Source organism: Aeromonas sp. 600479 (assembly GCF_049175515.1).
Taxonomy (GTDB): domain Bacteria; phylum Pseudomonadota; class Gammaproteobacteria; order Enterobacterales; family Aeromonadaceae; genus Aeromonas; species Aeromonas veronii_A.
On record NZ_JAAKVF010000015.1, the window covers coordinates 21276 to 39069 of the forward strand.

16 protein-coding genes are annotated in these 17794 nt (G+C 59.5%); 5 read left to right on the forward strand and 11 right to left on the reverse strand.

Annotation, left to right across the window (positions count from 1 at the left end):
* Positions 1 to 5: 5 nt before the first annotated feature.
* The 6 genes from G5149_RS15350 to mioC all read right to left on the reverse strand — a co-directional run bounded on the left by G5149_RS15350 (position 6) and on the right by mioC (position 5836).
* Complete coding sequence (locus G5149_RS15350) at positions 6 to 416, reverse strand: ATP synthase subunit I (RefSeq protein WP_421212858.1); 411 nt, start codon at positions 414 to 416, stop codon at positions 6 to 8.
* A 190-nt stretch (positions 417 to 606) separates the two neighbouring features.
* Positions 607 to 1515, reverse strand: a complete 909-nt coding sequence (locus G5149_RS15355) for a ParB/RepB/Spo0J family partition protein (RefSeq protein ID WP_421212860.1) — start codon at positions 1513 to 1515, stop codon at positions 607 to 609.
* Positions 1512 to 2315, reverse strand: a complete 804-nt coding sequence (locus G5149_RS15360; RefSeq protein ID WP_005357226.1) for a ParA family protein — start codon at positions 2313 to 2315, stop codon at positions 1512 to 1514. The genes G5149_RS15355 and G5149_RS15360 overlap by 4 nt, the downstream gene beginning before the upstream one ends.
* 26 nt (positions 2316 to 2341) lie before the next feature.
* Complete coding sequence (rsmG, locus tag G5149_RS15365; protein WP_005339331.1) at positions 2342 to 2968, reverse strand: 16S rRNA (guanine(527)-N(7))-methyltransferase RsmG; 627 nt, start codon at positions 2966 to 2968, stop codon at positions 2342 to 2344.
* Positions 2969 to 2989: 21 nt separating this feature from the next.
* Positions 2990 to 4879 carry a tRNA uridine-5-carboxymethylaminomethyl(34) synthesis enzyme MnmG gene (mnmG, locus tag G5149_RS15370; RefSeq protein ID WP_100654726.1) on the reverse strand — a complete coding sequence of 630 codons (1890 nt, stop codon included), beginning with the start codon at positions 4877 to 4879 and terminating at the stop codon, positions 2990 to 2992.
* A 507-nt stretch (positions 4880 to 5386) separates the two neighbouring features.
* On the reverse strand, positions 5387 to 5836 hold the full coding sequence (mioC, locus tag G5149_RS15375; protein WP_033138545.1) for an FMN-binding protein MioC: 450 nt from the start codon (positions 5834 to 5836) through the stop codon (positions 5387 to 5389).
* A gap of 396 nt (positions 5837 to 6232) precedes the next feature.
* On the opposite strand from mioC, the gene G5149_RS15380 reads away from it, so the two are divergent.
* The 5 genes from G5149_RS15380 (at position 6233) to fhuB (ending at position 13763) form a co-directional block, all read left to right on the forward strand.
* Positions 6233 to 8329, forward strand: a complete 2097-nt coding sequence (locus G5149_RS15380; RefSeq protein ID WP_421212863.1) for a TonB-dependent siderophore receptor — start codon at positions 6233 to 6235, stop codon at positions 8327 to 8329.
* Positions 8330 to 8408: 79 nt separating this feature from the next.
* The gene (locus G5149_RS15385) at positions 8409 to 10055 is read left to right on the forward strand and encodes a multidrug ABC transporter permease/ATP-binding protein (RefSeq protein ID WP_421212864.1); all 1647 of its coding nucleotides are present in this window, start codon (positions 8409 to 8411) and stop codon (positions 10053 to 10055) included.
* 46 nt (positions 10056 to 10101) lie between these two features.
* Entirely contained in the window at positions 10102 to 10866 is a 765-nt protein-coding gene (locus G5149_RS15390; RefSeq protein ID WP_421212866.1) for an ATP-binding cassette domain-containing protein, read from the forward strand.
* A gap of 33 nt (positions 10867 to 10899) precedes the next feature.
* Positions 10900 to 11784 (forward strand): ABC transporter substrate-binding protein, encoded by an 885-nt coding sequence (locus G5149_RS15395; RefSeq protein WP_421212924.1) that lies wholly within the window; start codon positions 10900 to 10902, stop codon positions 11782 to 11784.
* Positions 11781 to 13763, forward strand: a complete 1983-nt coding sequence (fhuB, locus tag G5149_RS15400) for a Fe(3+)-hydroxamate ABC transporter permease FhuB (RefSeq protein ID WP_421212868.1) — start codon at positions 11781 to 11783, stop codon at positions 13761 to 13763. Before G5149_RS15395 ends, fhuB begins: the two co-directional genes overlap by 4 nt.
* Positions 13764 to 13836: 73 nt before the next feature.
* On the opposite strand, the gene mnmE is transcribed toward fhuB, so the two are convergent.
* From mnmE to rpmH, 5 genes are all read right to left on the reverse strand, one after another.
* Positions 13837 to 15198 (reverse strand): tRNA uridine-5-carboxymethylaminomethyl(34) synthesis GTPase MnmE, encoded by a 1362-nt coding sequence (mnmE, locus tag G5149_RS15405; RefSeq protein WP_019445516.1) that lies wholly within the window; start codon positions 15196 to 15198, stop codon positions 13837 to 13839.
* Positions 15199 to 15296: 98 nt separating this feature from the next.
* Positions 15297 to 16943 carry a membrane protein insertase YidC gene (yidC, locus tag G5149_RS15410; protein WP_005342319.1) on the reverse strand — a complete coding sequence of 549 codons (1647 nt, stop codon included), beginning with the start codon at positions 16941 to 16943 and terminating at the stop codon, positions 15297 to 15299.
* Between the two features lie 5 nt (positions 16944 to 16948).
* Positions 16949 to 17197 carry a membrane protein insertion efficiency factor YidD gene (yidD, locus tag G5149_RS15415; RefSeq protein ID WP_075116235.1) on the reverse strand — a complete coding sequence of 83 codons (249 nt, stop codon included), beginning with the start codon at positions 17195 to 17197 and terminating at the stop codon, positions 16949 to 16951.
* Entirely contained in the window at positions 17164 to 17523 is a 360-nt protein-coding gene (gene rnpA, locus G5149_RS15420; RefSeq protein ID WP_005342318.1) for a ribonuclease P protein component, read from the reverse strand. Before rnpA ends, yidD begins: the two co-directional genes overlap by 34 nt.
* Positions 17523 to 17657 carry a 50S ribosomal protein L34 gene (gene rpmH, locus G5149_RS15425; RefSeq protein WP_005307156.1) on the reverse strand — a complete coding sequence of 45 codons (135 nt, stop codon included), beginning with the start codon at positions 17655 to 17657 and terminating at the stop codon, positions 17523 to 17525. Before rpmH ends, rnpA begins: the two co-directional genes overlap by 1 nt.
* Positions 17658 to 17794: the final 137 nt, after the last annotated feature.

Sequence of the window (17794 nt, forward strand, 5' to 3'; positions counted from 1 at the left end):
TTTTCCTAATAGTGGTTGTTAAGCGTGAATGAAACCATCCACTGTACAACGAGGGCGAGGATATAAGTGGCGAAAAACGAGACGGTAACGACCTCGACTCCCGCACCAAACATCAGGGCGAATAGACCTGTTGTAGAAATGAGCTTAATCCCTGCCCCACCATAAAAGTCCCGCAAAACCAGGCCTACACTCTCGGTTGTCACCTTGCGGCGCAGCACCCAGACAGTAAACAAGGCTTGAGGAACCCAGTACATCCCCCCTCCGTAGAGGGCGGAATAACCGGCGCTGGCACCAGTCAGGTAAAACCAGACGGCACTCATCGCCAGGATCAGGATGAGCTGACAAACGAGCATAACCAAGGCCAGTGTCAAACCTTCCAAGGCTATTTTCTGCTTCACCAACTTACCCCTGAACATTACAGAACTGTAAAAAATCGGGATCCGAAGACCCCATGTTAACAGCTCTTAAAGCCGGTCAAATTATACCCTTGAGGGCAGCTATTGCAATATGACAAAAATCCTTAATTTTTGCGGCTTTCCGCGGCAAATCAGGGTTATGGTCATATCAAAAGGAATGGATGTTTTATTACTACAAAAAGCGTAAAAATCACGATTCCGACACGCCAAAATAGCCCAATATACGGTCCAAATCGGACAAATTCTCGTAACTTATTACTAACTTCCCGCTATCCCGCTTGCCAGGCTGAAGTTGCACCTGATTGCCAATTTTTTCTGCCAGTTGGCGCTCCAGGTAGCCGATCTGCGGATCACGGGCCGGTTCAACCCTGGCTTTTGCCGGTTCGAGCGCTTTTTGCACCAGCTTCTCGGTATCGCGCACGGTCAACCCTTTCTGGGCAACCAGCTTGGCCAGTTCGGACTGGGCCTGGCCGCTCAGAGCCAGCAGGGCACGGGCATGGCCCATATCGAGGTCGCCATGTTCAACGAAACGCTTCACATCGTCGTTGAGCTGGTTAAGACGCAGCAGGTTGGTCACCGTGGTGCGGGACTTGCCCACCGCCTCGGCCACCTGCTGGTGGGTGAGTTCGAATTCGGTCAGCAGTCTTTGTAGAGCGACCGCCTCTTCGATGGCATTGAGGTCTTCCCGCTGAATATTCTCAATCAGCGCGATGGCGACGGCAGCCTCGTCGGGTACATTCTTGACGATGCAGGGCACCACCTCGAGCCGCGCCAGTTGGGACGCGCGCCAGCGCCGCTCACCGGCGATGATTTCGAAGGATTGTTCGCCGAGAGGGCGTACCACGATGGGCTGGATCACCCCCTGAGCGCGGATGGAGTTGGCAAGCTCTTCCAGTGCATCCTGGGACATGTCTTTGCGGGGCTGGTACTTGCCGGACTGCAACCACTCCACCGGCAGCTTGCGCAGCTCGCCCTGATTGGTGGGGGCCATGGCCTCTTCAGTACGTTGATCGCTCATCACCTGTTTCTGGCGGGCAGCCGTGCTGGTACTGAGCAGGGCATCCAGCCCCTTGCCCAGTCCACGTTTTTTCGGAGTCATATGCTCTCTCGGTCTGCGATGGTCGCCTGACGTTCCTGCTCCTGGCGGCGCAGGATCTCGCCAGCCAGTGCCAGGTAGGCCTTGGCGCCCACCGATGATTTGTCATAGTGCATGGCCGGGGCACCGAAACTCGGGGCCTCAGCCAGTCTAACGTTGCGGGGAATGATGGTGCGGTAGACTTTGTCGCCAAAGTGCTGTTTTAGCTGATCGGACACATCATTGGCCAGCCGGTTGCGGTGATCGAACATGGTGCGCAGCACCCCTTCGATCTTGAGCTCCGGATTGACCACGGCGGCCAGCTTGCTGATGGTGTCGACCAGGGCGGTGAGCCCCTCCAGCGCGTAATATTCGCACTGCATGGGCACCAGCACGGAGTCGGCGGCGGCCATGGCGTTCACGGTCAGCATGTTGAGAGAGGGCGGGCAGTCGATGAAGACGTAGTCGTATTTGTCCCGCACCGAAGCCAGCGCATTGCGCAGGCGGATTTCGCGGGCGAAAAATTCCATCAGACGGATTTCGGCCGCGGTCACGTCGGCGTTGGCGGCAATCAGGTGATAGCCCCCGGTGGTTTCGGGGATGATCACTTCGCTGATGGGGGCATCCTCGATCAGCAGCTCATAGGCGGTGCGCTCGACGTCATACTTGTCGACACCGCTGCCCATGGTGGCATTGCCCTGCGGATCCAGATCGATCACCAGCACCTTGCGCCGGGTGGCAGCCATGGAGGCGGCCAGATTCACACAGGTGGTGGTTTTACCCACTCCACCCTTCTGGTTGGCTATGGCGATGACTTTTCCCACACGATCCCCTAAATGAAACTGCGACCCTATTCGGGCTGGATATGTTTGAATTCCAGCAGATGACGTTCGCCTTCCAGCTCCGGCACCCGCAACTCATGACAGGCTACCAGACGGATATTGGCAGGCAACTGGGCCAGCTCCTGCTCGGGATATTGTCCCTTGAGCGCCAGGAAGCAACCCTGTTCTGACGGCAGGTGGTGACACCAGCTCAGCATGTCCTCCAGCGAGGCAAATGCCCGACTCAGTACACCATCAAACCCCACCTCAGGTTGATACTCTTCAACCCGGGATTTGACCGGCGTCACATTAGTCAGACCCAGCTCCTGGATCACCTGGCGGATGAAGTTGATCCGCTTGCCCAGACTGTCGAGCAGGACGAACTGCTTGTCCGGATTGATGATCGCCAGCGGCAATCCCGGCAGGCCGGGACCTGTCCCCACGTCGATGAAGCGCTCACCGTGCAAGTGGGGGCTTACCACCAGGCTATCGAGGATATGCTTGACCAGCATGGCGTCCGGATCTCGCACCGAGGTGAGATTGTAAGCCTTGTTCCACTTGTGCAGCAACTCGACCAACTGCACCAGTTGGCTCTTTTGGGTATCGGTGATAACAATTTCGGCCTGCTTGAGCAGGCCGTTCAATCTTTCCAGCATATTTTCCAACGGTAAGAATCCTCAGGCGGTTTTACGCAGCAGGCCGTGTTTTTTCAGGTGAACCAGCAGGATGGAGATGGCTGCCGGGGTGATGCCGGAGATGCGGGAAGCCTGACCAATGGTCTGCGGCTTGGCATCGTTCAGCTTGGCTTTCACCTCGTTGGAGAGGCCGTTCACCTCGCGATAGTCCAGATCCAGCGGCAGCAGGGTGTTCTCGTTGCGCAGCTGTTTTTCCACTTCATCGTGCTGACGCTCGATGTAACCGGCGTACTTGATCTGGATCTCAACCTGTTCGGCCGCGGCAGGATCGGTCACGGAGGGGCCAACCCCTTCGATGGCCATCAGCGCATCATAGGTCACCTCGGGGCGACGCAGCAGCTCTTCCAGACTCTGTTCGCGGGTCAGCGGGGTGTTGACCAGGGCGTTGACCGCTTCCAGTGACGGATGTTGCGGGTGGATCCAGGTTGAACGCATGCGCTGACGCTCCAGCTCGACCTGTTCCATCTTGGCGTTGAATTTGCTCCAGCGCTCGTCATCCACCAGACCCAGTTCGCGACCGATGGCAGTCAGGCGGATATCGGCGTTGTCTTCCCGCAGCAGCAGGCGATATTCGGCGCGGCTGGTGAACATGCGGTAAGGCTCGCGGGTCCCCAGGGTGGAGAGATCGTCCATCATCACGCCCATGTAGGCCTGATCCCGACGAGGATTCCAGGGATCCTTGTCCTGGGCACGCAGGGCCGCGTTCAGACCGGCCATCAGGCCTTGTGCCGCCGCCTCTTCGTAACCGGTCGTGCCGTTGATTTGGCCAGCGAAGAACAGGTTTGGAATGCACTTGCTCTCCATGTTGGCCTTGAGATCCCGCGGATCGAAGAAATCATATTCGATGGCATAGCCGGGGCGGGTGATGTGGGCATTCTCGAAGCCGCGCACGGAACGGACGATCTGCACCTGCACGTCAAACGGCAGGCTGGTGGAGATCCCGTTCGGATAGAGTTCGTGGGTGGTCAGGCCTTCCGGCTCGACGAAGATCTGGTGCGCCGTCTTGTCGGCGAAACGGGTGATCTTGTCTTCGATCGACGGGCAGTAGCGCGGGCCGATCCCTTCGATCACCCCGGCGTACATGGGGCTGCGATCCAGGTTATTGCGGATCACCTCGTGGGTGCGCTCGTTGGTGTGGGTGACGTAGCAGGGCACCTGACGAGGATGCTGACTGGCATTGCCGATAAACGAGAAGACCGGACGCGGATCGTCGCCGTGCTGTTCCTGCATGACGGAGAAATCGACGCTGCGGGCATCGATGCGCGGCGGGGTGCCCGTCTTGAGACGATCGATGCGCAGCGGCAGTTCACGCAGGCGCTGGGCCAATGCGATCGAGGGAGGATCCCCGGCACGGCCGCCCTTGTAGTTTTCCATCCCGATATGGATCAACCCGTTCAGGAAGGTACCGACCGTCAGCACCACAGTCTTGCCGCTGATGCGGATCCCGCTCTGGGTGACCACACCGGCAACACGATCCCCGTCCATGATCAGATCGTCACAGGCCTGCTGGAAGATCTTCAGGTTCGGGTAGTTCTCCAGCATCTGGCGAACGACGGCCTTATAGAGCAGGCGATCCGCCTGGGCACGAGTGGCTCGCACTGCCGGGCCCTTGGAGGAGTTGAGGGTGCGGAACTGGATCCCGCCAAGATCGATGGCACGCGCCATGATCCCGCCGAGTGCGTCAACTTCCTTGACCAGGTGTCCCTTGCCGATCCCGCCGATCGCCGGATTACAGGACATGTGTCCCAGCGTATCGATATTGTGGGTCAGCAACAGGGTGTTCATGCCCATACGGGCTGCCGCTGTTGCTGCTTCGGTTCCGGCATGACCGCCACCGACGACGATCACATCAAATTGTTCATGGTATTGCATTGGGATCACCTTGATCTGCACGCCTGAAGATCTTTATTTGCCTGGGCTAAAGGGCGGAACATTCTATCTGTTTCGCGTCCTGAGGGGAACGTCTACTTAACGTTCAGTATGAAGGGAGGATCCACTAATTAGATCTTAAGGATCTTTAGATCGATCTTTTACTGGATCTCTTATTAGGATCCACCCTTTCTGTTGATAAGCACTTTTTGATCATAAAGATCATTAATTTAAGGACGATCCTAGCTTGTGGAAAAGCTTGGATCCTGGCCTGGTGAACGAGGGGATAACCAGGACTTTTATACACAGAGGTCTGTCAGTCTGGATCTAATACATGGATAACTATAGGTTTTGCAGAGCTTTACACCGTAGTTATGCACATTACCCCTGGGCGTTGTGGGTAACCTTGTAGAACAACTCCCCCGGATCAATCTGTTAATAACATGGTGGATAGTCGATCTGGGGATAAGTGGGGAAATCAAGCTTTTTTCAGGATCTCCCGCACGCTGATCAGGCGATCATCGTCATCCAGTCGCGGATCCACACTTCTGCGGCATCTTCCGGGATCTCGTGTTGGGTCACATCGATGTCGAGCCGCTCGCCGATCCGGCTGGCACCGCACTCGGCCAGCAGCCGATCCAGCGTCTTGCCACCCTGGCAAAAGGTGTCATAACTGCTGTCGCCAAGGGCGATCACGCCATATTTCAATGAATTAAGATCCGGATGCTGCTCGGCAAGATCCTTGGCGAAGGGTTGCAGGTTGTCGGGCACATCCCCGGCACCGTGGGTCGAGGTGACCACCAACAGGATGGATCCCGCATCATCCAGCACCTCTGCCAGCTTGGCCGGGTTGTGGATCCGGGTCTGGTGGCCAGCCTGTTCCAGCAGGTTGGCGACGTGGTCTGCGACATATTCGGCGGCGCCCAGCATGGAGCCGACGACGAGATTGAGTTTGGCCATGGAATGGATCCTGATTTCAGACAAAGAAACGGAAAGCCGGATTCTACCGCCAAAGGGTGTGGATAAATATGGATAAAGCTTGGGGATAATGGATCCAGTCAGATAATGCCGCCGGATCCATCCTGCCGATCTTTTTTCTGCTTCTTTATTTTCCTCTCAATTTTCTTCTCCGCTCATGGCTCTCCTGATGGCTCACATCTTCCGCGAAATCCTGCCAACGATGCAGTCAGATAACAATGTAGATGCAAATGATTAGCAATTATTGAATCGATTCGATCACGGCTCCTGTAGTAGGATTGCGCTGCTTTATTCGCCCATGGAACAGGGTGATGTCGTGACAAACGACCACAAATAACAATTAAAACAACATAACTCATTGATAAACGAGACTTTAATATGATTGCGCAAAAATACACTACAGGACCCGGCAAGAAGGGCGCCTTCGGCGTGCTTTCGCTCTCCGGTTTGCTCGTCTCCCTGCCGCTGATGGCCGAACAAACCACCGCTGAGCTGCCCAAAGCCAGCGAAACCATGGTGGTGACAGGTACGGCTATGAAGGTGGAAGTGCCGATGGCCGAGACCCCTCGCGCCGTTTCCGTGGTTAATCGCGAGGAGCTGGATCAGCACGCCGTGTTGCAGCTGGATGAAGCGATTCGCTACCGTTCCGGCGTATTGACCGGCCTCTATGGCTCAGACAACAACACCGACTGGTTCAAGGTGCGTGGCTTCGATGCCTCCTCTTATCTGGATGGCAACCGCTTGTTTGGCACCGGCTACTACGTCTGGACGCCGGAACCGTTCGGTCTGGATAGTGTGGAAGTGCTGAAGGGGCCAGCCTCGATCCTTTACGGTGAGGCGCCTCCGGGCGGGGTGATCAATGCCATCAGCAAGCGACCGACCGCCACGCCGCAAGGGCAGGTGGATCTGCAGCTTGGCAGCCGGGATCACCGTCAGGTCGGGGTGGACGTCTCTGACGCGCTCTCCGACAACAGCCGCTACCGCATGGTTGCTCTTTATAAAGAGCGTGATGGAGTGCTTACCGGCACCTACAACGATCGGGTTTATCTGGCGCCGAGCGTCACCTTCGATCTTTCGGATCTTACCAGCCTGACCCTGCTGGCCAGTTTCCTGCACGACGAAGGGGTCCCGACCAACGGTTTCTTCCCGGTCTATGGCACCCTGAATACGTCAGGTGGCCAGATTGATCCCTCCACCAACCTGAGCCAGCCGGATTACGATCGCAACCGCAATACCCAGATCTCCACCGGTTATGAGCTGGCCCACCAGCTCAACCAGGCCTGGGAGTTCAAGCAGAACGTCCGCTTCAACTACAACGATCTGCTGCTGCGCCAGACCTATATCTTCCCGACCTATGAAGGCACAACTGCCAGTCGTGGCCTGGTTTACCGTGATGGCAATACCAAGAGTGCCACTATGGACAACCAGATGGTGGGCTACTGGAACACCGACAGCACCGAGCAGACCTTGCTGCTGGGGGTGGATCTGCAGCGTCACGTCAATGAAGGGGTCGAGGCCGACAACTACGCCATGGGCTCCATCAATACCATGAACCCGGATTACAGCGGCTTCCCCGGTTTTGACGAGTCGACCTCCACTCACCAGAAGAGCAGCAAGGGCCAGAGCGGCCTCTATGCCCAGCACCAGATCCGCTGGGACGATCGCTGGTTGCTGACTGCCGGTGGCCGTTTCGACTATGTGGAGACCCACAACACCAATACCAGCAAGGACGAGCGCCAGTACGATCACGAGCTCTCCCTCTCGGGCAGCCTGATGTATCTGGCTGACAACGGCCTCTCTCCCTACTTTGCCTATGCCGAGTCGTTCGAGGTGCTGCCGGGGATTGATCCTAACACCCGAAACTCCTACAAGCCGCTCAAGGGCAAGCTCTACGAGACCGGCATGAAGTATGCGCCAGCCTTCCTCGACGGATACATCAATCTGGCGCTGTTCGATCTGGCCCAGACCAACTCGCTGGTCTCTACCGGTTCCGGCCAGCAGACCCAGGCGGGTGAAGTGACCTCTCAGGGGGTTGAGCTGGAAGGGAGCGTGCAGGTGACCGATGCGCTGCGTCTGACCGCTGCTTATACCTACACCGATGCCAAAACCAACGACACCGGCAGTGGCGATCGCCGTGCCAGCCTGATCCCGCGCCATCAGGCCTCCTTCTGGGGTAACTACAAGGTGCAGCAAGGGGTGGCTTCGGGTCTGGAGCTGGGGACCGGTGTACGTTATATCGGTTCCAGCGTGGGTATTGGCGCCGTGAATGCGGACTACACCCCCATCTACGGCTCTGCCGAGGTGCCGGCCCATACCGTGTGGGATGCGATGATCGGGTATGACTTTGCCAAGAACTGGCGTGCCCAGCTCAACGTCAACAACCTGCTGGGTGAAACCTACGTGGCCAGTTGTGACTACTACTGCTACTACGGCGAGCCGCGCAGCGTAGTGGGCAGCATCAACTACCGCTGGTAATCGAAATCGGGCGGGAACCAGGTTCCCGCCCTTCTTTTCACCCGCAGTTGTTCTGATCTCTCTGGAATACCGGTCCGTTATGGAACTCTTGTCTCTGGTTTATCGCCAATATCGTTGGCCCTTTATCGCCATTACCCTGCTCAGTCTGCTCAGTGCCGTCAGTGGGATTGGTGTCATTGCTTTTATCAATCAGTCTCTTATCGAATCTATAGGTGATCCGCTGCCGATCCTCGGTCAGCTGGTCGGCCTGATTGTGTTGCTGCTGGTGATCACACTCGGATCTCAGCTGGCCCTGACCACTCTCGGTCACCATTTTGTCTACCGGTTGCGCGGCCGTCTGCTCAAGCAACTGCTGGATACCGATGTCGCCCGCATCCGCCAGATTGGTCAGGGGCCGCTGCTGGCCTCCCTCTCCAGCGATATCGGCCAGATCACCATTGCCTTCGTGCGCCTGCCGGAGCTGGTGCAGGGGCTGGTGCTCACGCTGGGTTCTGCCCTCTATCTCGGCTGGCTCTCTCCGGCCCTGCTCGGGGTGACCGCGCTCTGGGTCACCGTCACCATGGTGGTGGGCTGGCTGCTGGTGAACCGTGTTTATCGCCATCTCTCCCACATGCGTCAGGCCGAAGATCGGCTCTATCAGAACTATCAGGCCATCATCGCCGGCAGCAAGGAGCTGGCGCTCAACCGCGAGCGGGCTCACTTCGTCTATCACCAGCTCTATGAGCAAAATGCCCGTGACTACCGCCAGCAGATCATTCGCGCCGACACCTATCACCTGAGCGCGGTGAACTGGTCGAATATCATGATGCTGGGGGCCATCGGTCTGGTCTTCTTTCTGGCCAACGGCCTTGGCTGGGCCAACACCAATGTGGCCGCCACCTTTGCGCTGACCCTGCTGTTCCTGCGCACCCCGCTGTTGCAGGGGATTGGCGCCCTGCCGACCCTGCTTGCCGCTCAGGTGGCGTTCGACAAGATCGCCGCCCTCAATCTGGCCGAGCCGGATGCGGACTTCCCGCTGCCGCCCGCCATCCGACCCTGGCAGCGTATCGAGCTGGAGCAGGTGAGCTTTCACTATCAGGGGGAGGGCGGTTTTGCCGTTGGCCCCATCGATCTGGTCATCGAAAAGGGGGAGCAGACCTTCATCATCGGCGGCAATGGCTCCGGCAAGTCGACCCTGGCCATGCTGCTGACCGGCCTTTACCAGCCGGTATCGGGCCGGATCCTGCTGGATGGTGAGCCGATCACCGATCGCAACGGCTATCTGGCGCTCTTCTCCGCCATCTTCACCGACTATCACCTGTTCCAGCACCTGCTGGGGCCGGAACCCAAGGATGAGCTGGTGGCCGAGTGGCTGGAGCGGTTGCAGATGGGCAGCAAGCTCACCATCGAGGATGGCTTTATCGCCGATATCGATCTCTCCCAAGGGCAGCGCAAGCGGGTCGCTCTGCTGCTGGCGCTGGCCGAGCAGCGCGAGGTGATGCTGTTTGACGAGTGGGCCGCGGATCAGGATCCCCAGTTCCGTCGCATCTTCTATCAGGTGCTGTTGCCGCGCCTCAAGGAGATGGGCAAGACGGTGATTGCCATCAGTCACGACGATCACTACTTCCCGCTGGCCGATCGCCTGCTGGAGATGCGTCAGGGCCAGCTCACCGAACTGACCGGGGCGCGCCGCGCCGCAGTGAGCCGCGATGCGATTGCCCACCTGGATTGCGAGGTGCCGGCTTGATGCTGGCACCGATGAGACTGGCGGCAAGCCAGCACAGGAATTGCTTATGTTCGAGATGAAATCAGCCAGCTTCACCGTCAATGACCGCACGCTGCTGCACCCCACCGACCTGCGTTTCGAGCAGGGACAGGTCTATGGCCTCATCGGCCACAATGGTTCGGGCAAATCGACCCTGCTCAAGCTGCTGGCACGCCAGCAACCCCTCAGCGACGGCGAGATCCTGTTCGATGGCAAGCCGCTACCCGACTGGGGCAACCGGGAGTTCGCCCGTCAGGTGGCCTATCTACCCCAGCATCTGCCGAGCGCCGAGAATCTGCTCGGGCGGGAGCTGGTGGAGATGGGCCGCTACCCCTGGCGCGGCCTGCTGGGCCGGATGGGGGCGGAGGATCACAGTCAGGTCGATCGGGCCATCGCCCTTACTCATACCGAACGCTTTGCCGATCGGCTGGTGGATACCCTCTCCGGCGGCGAGCGGGGCCGGGTCTGGCTGGCGATGCTGTTGGCCCAGGAGAGCCGCTTCATCCTGCTGGACGAGCCGCTGGCCGCGCTGGATGTGGCCCATCAGGTGGAGGTGCTGACGCTGGTCAAGCAGTTGAGTCGTCAGCTTAACCTTGGGGTCATCATCGTCATTCACGACATCAATATGGCCTCCCGCTTCTGTGATAGGTTGGTGGCGCTCCACTCCGGCCGCCTGCTTACCCACGGCGAACCTGAGGGGATCATGACCAGCAAGACCTTGCACGCCATCTATGGCATCCCGATGGAGGTCATTCGCCACCCGGCTCATGCTCATCCCATCGCCATCGTCTGACCGGGGGCATCCTTGAACCGTTTATTGAAGAAGATGGCACCCTGCCTTATTAGCCTGCTGCTGCCACTTGCGGCGCAGGCCGACACATCCCCGATCGCCTCTGCACCGCTACCCCGTATCGCCACTGTCGACTGGACCATTGCCGAAACCTTGCTGGCGCTCGGGGTGACGCCGCTGGCGGTGGGGGATGCAGGCCCCTATCAGGCATGGGTTGGCGAGCCACGGCTACCCGCCGGAGTGGTGGATATCGGCCTGCGCACCCAGCCCAACCGTGAGCTGCTGGCAGAGCTCAAACCCGATCATATCCTCATCTCGCCGCTGGCGGCCCCGCTGGCGCCAACTCTTTCCCGCATCGCGCCGGTGAGCACCATCGCCCTCTATGATGGGCAAACCGATCTGTGGCAGCGGCTGCACGAGGTGACACTGACCCTCGCCCGCATGGTGGGCAAAACCGCCGAGGGCGAACGGCTGCTGGCCGGGCTGGATCGGGATCTCGCCAGAATGCAGGCCGGATTGCCTGCGGATCTGCCGCCTCTGCTGGTGGTGCAGTTTATCGATGAGCGCCATGTGCGGGTGTTTGGTCGCCACAGCCTGTTCGATGCGGTGATGACGCGGCTCGGGCTGCGTAATGGTTGGCAGGAGCAGACCAATGACTGGGGTTTCTCGGTGGTCAGCATCGAGCAGTTTATGACCTTGCCAACCGCGCGGCTGGTGGTGGTCGATCCCATCCCGGTAGGGGTGAGCGAACGGCTGCAGGAACCTGGGCTGTGGCAGCATCTGCCGCTGGTACGGCAGGCGCCCGTGCTGCATCTGCCTGCGGTCTGGAGTTTTGGCGGCGTACTTGCCGCCCGCCGTTTCGCCGGTCTGCTCAGTGATGCATTGCTGCAAGATGCCGAGCGTATGGAGGCTGGTCGATGAAGCGACTGCTCACATCGCCGCTGCTGCGGCCGGTCTCGATCCTGCTGGGGTTGACCCTCTTGCTCGCGTATTGGGAGCTGGCTCGCCAGCTGCCTGGTGCGCTCTGGTGGCGGAGCCTCTTCACCCCCAATCTGGATGACGTCAGCCAAGCAGTGGTGCATTTCAGCTGGCTGCCCCGCTTGGCGGTCACCCTGCTGGCCGGGGCGGCGCTCGGGCTGGCGGGCACCCTGATGCAGCAGGTGCTGCGCAACCCGCTCGCGTCACCGACCACCTTGGGGGTGGCCTCCGGTGCCCAACTGGCGTTGATGATGGTGACCCTGTTTGCCCCCTCCTGGTTGCTGTTGGGGCGGGAGTGGATCGCCATGGCCGGTGGCAGCCTCGCGATGGCACTGGTGTTTGCCCTGGCCTGGCGTCGCCAGCTCAATCCGGTGGTCATCGTCTTTGCCGGGCTGGTGATCAACCTCTATCTGGCGGCCATCAGCATGGGGCTCTTGCTGTTCTTTCAGGAGGAGCTGAAAGGCTTGCTGGTGTGGGGCAGTGGCTCGCTAGTGCAGAACAGCTGGAGCGGGGTGAGTTACCTGTTGCCCCGCCTGCTGGCAGCCGCTTTGCTGGCCGCAGTACTGGTGCGCCCGCTGGCGGTGCTGGAGCTGGATGATGCCAGCGCCCGCAGTCTGGGGGTCTCCCTGCAGCATCTGCGTTTTGCCGGACTGGGGCTGGCGGTGTTTGTCACCGCTTGCGTGGTGAGCGTGGTGGGGCTGATCGGCTTTATCGGGCTGGCCGCACCCGCCATGGTGCGGCTGCTCGGGATCCGCCAGCTTGGCCAGCGGCTGCTGTGGGCACCGATCCTCGGCGCCCTGCTGCTGGCGGCGACCGATCTGCTGCTGCAGAGTCTGAGTCGCTTCTGGCCAGTCTTGATCCCCACCGGCGCCATGACCGCCCTGCTGGGGGCGCCGCTGCTGCTCTGGCTGATCCCGCGCCTAGGTATCAAGTCGGGTACGCCGAAGGCTAACGCCGGCCTGCTGGTGGCTCGCCATCCGGCTCCGGCTCGCCTTATCGGCCTGTTGCTGGTCGGGCTGCTGTTGGCCGTGGTCGCCTCCCTGCTGGTTGGGCAGGGAATGACGGGCTGGAGCTGGCCGAGCTGGCTCCGCTGGCAGGCCCAATTGGAGTGGCGGCTGCCGCGCACTCTGGCGGCTGGGGCGGCTGGCGTGCTGCTGGCGCTGGCGGGCACCCTGTTGCAGCGGGTCAGCAACAACCCTATGGCGAGCCCGGAGTTGCTGGGGGTGAGCGGCGGCACCTTTATGGGGGTGATAGCGACGGCGTTGTTGCTGCCTGCATTGCCCCTGCCGCTGATGCTGGTCGGTGGCCTGCTCGGTGCCTTCGCTTGTCTCTTGCTGCTGGTGGTGGTCAATCGCAAGCACGGCTTCCAGCCGGAACGGATCCTGCTCTCAGGTATCGCCATCACGGCGTTGTTTGAGCCGCTGCAGGCCATCGCGCTGGCCAACGGTGACCTGCGGGTGCAGCAACTGCTCTCCTGGATGTCCGGTTCTACCTATTACGTCACCCTGCCGGTGGCTTATGGGTTGGTGGGGCTGGCGCTGTTGATGCTGGCCGCCTGCCTGTTGGTGAGCCGCTGGCTCGATCTGCTGCCAATGGGGAGTGCTGTAGCGACCGCGCTTGGCATTCGCCTCAACCGTGCCCAGCTCGCCATCCTGCTGCTGGTGGCCGTGCTCACCGCCAGTGCCACCCTGGTGGTCGGGCCGCTCTCATTCGTCGGTCTTCTGGCGCCACATATGGCCAAGCTGATGGGGCTGGTGCGGGCACGCTGGCACCTGCTTGGGGCCGCCGCTTCCGGCGCCCTGTTGATGGTATCGGCGGACTGGGTCGGCCAGCAGCTCCTCTTCCCGCAGGAAGTGCCGGTTGGACTGGTCTCCACTCTGTTAGGGGGCGCTTACTTCATGTGGTGCCTGCGTCGCCTCTAGGTTTGCGGACAAAAAACGCACAATAAAAAGCCCGGGTTCATCCCGGGCTTTTTATTGTCTGCTGTGCGGAGAGTTACTTGCCGATGCAGAAGCTGGAGAAGATACGGCCCAGCAGATCGTCGGAGCTGAATTCACCGGTGATCTCGGAGAGGGACTCCTGTGCCAGGCGCAGCTCTTCGGCCACCAGCTCGCCAGCCACGAACACTTCCAGCTGTTCTTTGGCCACCAGCAGGCGCTCGGCGGCGCGCTCCAGCGCATCCAGATGGCGGCGGCGGGCCATAAAGCCCCCTTCGGTGTTGCCCTGGAAGCCCATGCAGGCTTTCAGGTGCTCACGCAGGGCGGGCAGCCCCAGTTCGGTCTTGGCGGAGATGCGGTAGACGGCGTGGCCCTGCTCCTGACTCGGTGCCAGATCCTCGCCAGTCAGGTCGGCCTTGTTGCGAATGACGGTGAGGCCGATGTTTTTTGGCAACCGATCAACAAATTCCGGCCAGATCTCCCGCGGGTCAACCGCGTCTGTGGTGGTGCCATCCACCATAAACAGCACCCGGTCGGCCTGTTCGATCTCGGCCCAGGCGCGCTCGATACCGATCTGCTCCACCTTGTCCTGAGTGTCGCGCAGACCGGCTGTATCGATGATGTGCAGAGGCATGCCATCGAGATGGATATGCTCGCGCAGCACGTCGCGGGTGGTACCGGCAATCTCGGTGACGATTGCTGACTCGCGCCCAGCCAGGGCATTTAGCAGGCTCGATTTGCCAGCGTTGGGACGACCGGCGATCACCACCTTCATCCCTTCCCGCAGCAGGGCGCCCTGTTTGGCTTCCCCGCGCACGTCGTCCAGCTCGGACATGATGGCGTAGAGGTCGCCCGCCACCTTGCCGTCGGAGAGGAAGTCGATCTCCTCGTCCGGGAAGTCGATGGCCGCTTCCACATAGATGCGCAGCCGGATCAGGCTTTCCACCAGTTGCTGGATTTTGCTGGAGAACTGCCCCTGCAGGGAGTGCATGGCGCTGCGGGCGGCCTGTTCGCTGGAGGCTTCAATAAGGTCAGCGATGGCTTCGGCCTGGGCCAGATCCAGCTTGTCGTTGATGAAGGCGCGCTCGCTGAACTCGCCGGGGCGGGCAGGACGAATGCCGTCGATTTTCAGAATGCGGCGGATCAGCATGTCCATGATGACGGGGCCGCCGTGGCCCTGCAGCTCCAGCACATCCTCGCCGGTGAAGCTGTTGGGAGCTTTGAACAGCAGGGCGATGCCCTGATCCAGTACCTGGCCTTGCTCATCCTTGAACGGCAGATATTCGGCGTAGCGCACCCGCGGGAGCTTGCCGAGCACTATCCCGGCGACCTGTTCGGCGGCGGGGCCGGAGACCCGGACTATGCCGACGCCACCACGGCCTGGCGCGGTGGCCTGGGCCACGATCGTATCTGTTGTCATCTTGCTTGGCTCGTTTGTTCGCTGATAGGAAAACGTAGTGGGGACATTGTAATAAAAAAGGCGGCCCGAAGGCCGCCTCTTTTGTCATCACGGGAAGATTAGCTGCGTGAATGCAGTCCTTTCTTCTCCAGCTGACGATAGATGATGGTCTGCTGGATGATGGAGATGACGTTGCTCACCAGCCAGTAGAGAGTCAGGCCAGCCGGGAACCAGAGGAACATGAAAGTGAAGATGATCGGCATGAACTGCATCACTTTCTGCTGCATCGGGTCGGTTACGGTGGTCGGGCTCATCTTCTGCAGATACCACATGGAGGCACCCATGAGGATTGGCAGCACGAAGAAGGGGTCCTTCACTGACAGGTCAGTGATCCACAGGGCAAACGGCGCGTGACGCAGTTCAACGGACTCCATCAGTGCCCAGTAAAGGGCGATGAAGATCGGCATCTGAACCAGGATCGGCAGGCAGCCACCCAGCGGGTTGACCTTCTCCTTCTTGTACAGCTCCATCATGCCCTGAGACATCTTCTGGCGGTCATCGCCGAAGCGCTCGCGCAGGGCCGCAATCTTGGGTTGCAGCATGCGCATCTTGGCCATGGAGGTGTACTGGGCCTTGGTCAGCGGGAACATGATGCCGCGTACCAGCAGGGTCAGCATGATGATGGCCAGACCCCAGTTCTGGACGAAACCGTGGAACACGGTCAGCAGCCAGTGCAGCGGTTGGGCGATGAACCACAGCCAGCCGTAGTCGACGGTCAGGTCGAGGTGGTTAGCCACCTTGGCCATCTGGTCTTGCAGCTTGGGACCGACCCACAGCTTGCTGGTTACTTCAGCCTGTTGGCCGGCAGCCACGTCAACCAGCGGCGCCTTGTAACCGATGATGGCCTGGCCTTTACCAGGGATCACACGGCTGTAGAAGCTGTTGGTATCGTCGGCATTCGGTGCCCAGGCAGAGACGAAGTAGTGTTGCAGCATGGCGACCCAACCACCCTTGGTGGTCTTGTTCAGGTCGGCATCCTTCATCTCGTCGAAGGTGTACTTCTTGTAGCGGGTATCTTCAGTGGAGAAGGCACCACCACGGTAAGCGCTGGCTACCATGGCATGACCTTCCTGATCCTTCGGTGTGGCTACGGTCTGCTTCAGCTGACCATAGAACTGCACCTGAACCGGCTCGGCAGATTTGTTGTCGATCTTGTAATCAACGCCAACGGCATAGTCGCCACGTTTGAGGATGAACTCCTTGGTGAAGACCACGCCCTTGCTGTCGGTCCAGGTCATCGGAACGACGACTTGATCCTGACCATCGGCCAGCTGATAGCTGGTCTGGGCGGCTTCATAGGTAGGACGACCTTCGGCCTGACTGTCCGGACCGTTGCGACCCACCAGACCGCTCTGGGCGATATAGAGGTGCTCAGGCTTGCTGGTCAGCAGCACGAACGGTTGGTCCTTGCCCTCTTCCAGTTTGTGAGACAGCAGTTCGGCAGACACGATGTCGCCACCCTGGGTGTCCAGGGTCAGCTTGAGCACGTCAGAGGAGACGGTGATCAGCTTGCGTGCGGCAGTCGCGTTGGCTTGCTCGGAAACCTGAGGAATATCACCGGTCTGACCGGCTTCAGGTACGAAATGTTCGGTTTGGGCCACGGTAGTCGGGGCCGGCTTCGGAGCCTTGTCGGACTCCCACTGTTGCCAGAGCAGAAAGCTCACGAACAGCAAACCGATCAGGAGTAGATTGCGTTGTGATTCCATAGTTTTCAGTTTCTTCGCTTTGGTTGCGGAACCGGGTCATAACCACCCTCGGATAAGGGATGGCATTTTAATAGACGTTTGCTGGCTAACCAAACGCCTTTTATGAAACCGTGAAGTCGGATGGCTTCTATCGCAAATTGGGAACAAGTTGGAGTAAAACGGCAGCGCGGCCCGAGCAGAGGGCTAATGATTAGCTGATACAGGCGTATCAGTTTGATAGCTACCCATTGCAACGGCGTGACAGGGTGCGCCATAGCTTTTCCAGTAACTTGAACAGTTCCTCGTTATCCATCTCTTTCACACCGGCCTTGGCGATCACCACGATGTCGATAGCGGGCAGCTGATGTTGTTTGAGGCGGAAACTTTCCCGAACCACCCGTTTGACACGATTACGCCAAACGGCACGCTTGAGTGCTTTTTTGGGCACAGCGAGACCAAGACGAGGGTGTTCGAGCGAATTGGGAGAAGCGAGAAGGGTAATCTGCGGAGAGGCGGCCCGGACAGGCTCGGCGAAAACGCGTTTGAAGTGTTCGGGAGTTAACAGACGTAACTCCCGAGAGAAGGTGTGCTGGGTAGGCATTAGACTACCAGGCGGGCACGACCCTTGGCACGACGAGCGGCCAGAACTTTACGACCGTTGGCAGTTGCCATGCGGGCGCGGAAACCGTGAGAGCGCTTGCGCTTCAGGTTGGACGGTTGAAAAGTACGTTTCATGATTCGATTCCGTATTTCTGTACAGTTTTGATTGTCACACTTAGCCGACGCGCCAGCTATAGCGTGTGACGACTAGCAAAAGAGGCCGAATTCTAAACAGAGTTCGGCTTTTAGTCAATCCGCCGTTCCCTCTCATC

Coding starts and splice junctions, on each gene's coding strand:
- G5149_RS15380 (WP_421212863.1), top strand. CDS start 6,233: ATGATTGCGCAAAAATACACTACAGGACCCGGCAAGAAGGGCGCCTTC.
- fhuB (WP_421212868.1), top strand. CDS start 11,781: ATGAAGCGACTGCTCACATCGCCGCTGCTGCGGCCGGTCTCGATCCTG.
- G5149_RS15390 (WP_421212866.1), top strand. CDS start 10,102: ATGTTCGAGATGAAATCAGCCAGCTTCACCGTCAATGACCGCACGCTG.
- rsmG (WP_005339331.1), bottom strand. CDS start 2,968: ATGCTGGAAAGATTGAACGGCCTGCTCAAGCAGGCCGAAATTGTTATC.
- G5149_RS15350 (WP_421212858.1), bottom strand. CDS start 416: ATGTTCAGGGGTAAGTTGGTGAAGCAGAAAATAGCCTTGGAAGGTTTG.
- G5149_RS15395 (WP_421212924.1), top strand. CDS start 10,900: ATGGCACCCTGCCTTATTAGCCTGCTGCTGCCACTTGCGGCGCAGGCC.
- mnmG (WP_100654726.1), bottom strand. CDS start 4,879: ATGCAATACCATGAACAATTTGATGTGATCGTCGTCGGTGGCGGTCAT.
- mioC (WP_033138545.1), bottom strand. CDS start 5,836: ATGGCCAAACTCAATCTCGTCGTCGGCTCCATGCTGGGCGCCGCCGAA.
- G5149_RS15385 (WP_421212864.1), top strand. CDS start 8,409: ATGGAACTCTTGTCTCTGGTTTATCGCCAATATCGTTGGCCCTTTATC.
- yidC (WP_005342319.1), bottom strand. CDS start 16,943: ATGGAATCACAACGCAATCTACTCCTGATCGGTTTGCTGTTCGTGAGC.
- mnmE (WP_019445516.1), bottom strand. CDS start 15,198: ATGACAACAGATACGATCGTGGCCCAGGCCACCGCGCCAGGCCGTGGT.
- G5149_RS15355 (WP_421212860.1), bottom strand. CDS start 1,515: ATGACTCCGAAAAAACGTGGACTGGGCAAGGGGCTGGATGCCCTGCTC.
- rnpA (WP_005342318.1), bottom strand. CDS start 17,523: ATGCCTACCCAGCACACCTTCTCTCGGGAGTTACGTCTGTTAACTCCC.
- yidD (WP_075116235.1), bottom strand. CDS start 17,197: ATGGCGCACCCTGTCACGCCGTTGCAATGGGTAGCTATCAAACTGATA.
- rpmH (WP_005307156.1), bottom strand. CDS start 17,657: ATGAAACGTACTTTTCAACCGTCCAACCTGAAGCGCAAGCGCTCTCAC.